Genomic DNA, 532 nt, shown 5'->3' on the forward strand with positions numbered 1-532 from the left:
GCTCGTTGAGCTGTGTATGGGTGGGGACGTCACGGTTGATGAGGTGCACCGCTGGGCGGCCGGTCTGGACGCTCTGCATGCTCGGATCGGTGGGTATTTCCGCAGGTCCGAGCCGCGTCGGCGGGCAGGGGAGTATCTGCGCGGGCTGCTCGCGCCGTTGGAACGCAAGAACGGATGGACGTTGGCCGAGCAGGCCGGCGAGCTGTGCCCGGACGGTATGCAGCGGCTGCTGAACCAGGCCGACTGGGACGCTGACGCGGTCCGGGACGAAGTCCGCACCTTCGTGCTGGAACATCTGGGCGCCGAGGACGGCGTGCTGGCCGTGGACGAGACCGGGTTCATCAAGAAGGGCACCCGGTCGGCCGGAGTGCAGCGGCAGTACACCGGCACTTCGGGGAAGATCGACAACTGCCAGCTGGGAGTGTTCCTGGCCTACGCCTCCGCCAGAGGACGCGCGTTGATCGACCGCGAGCTGTACCTGCCCATCTCCTGGATCGAGGATCCGGGCCGCCGGACGGACGCGAAGATCGGC

1 protein-coding gene is annotated in these 532 nt (G+C 67.9%); it reads left to right on the top strand.

What is annotated here, in order from left to right:
- Window positions 1-16 precede the first annotated feature (16 nt).
- A partial coding sequence (locus AC3ET3_RS36175) for an IS701 family transposase (RefSeq protein WP_435613744.1) occupies window positions 17-532 on the top strand: 516 nt, incomplete at its 3' end.

This window comes from Streptomyces sp. bgisy159, from assembly GCF_057707805.1.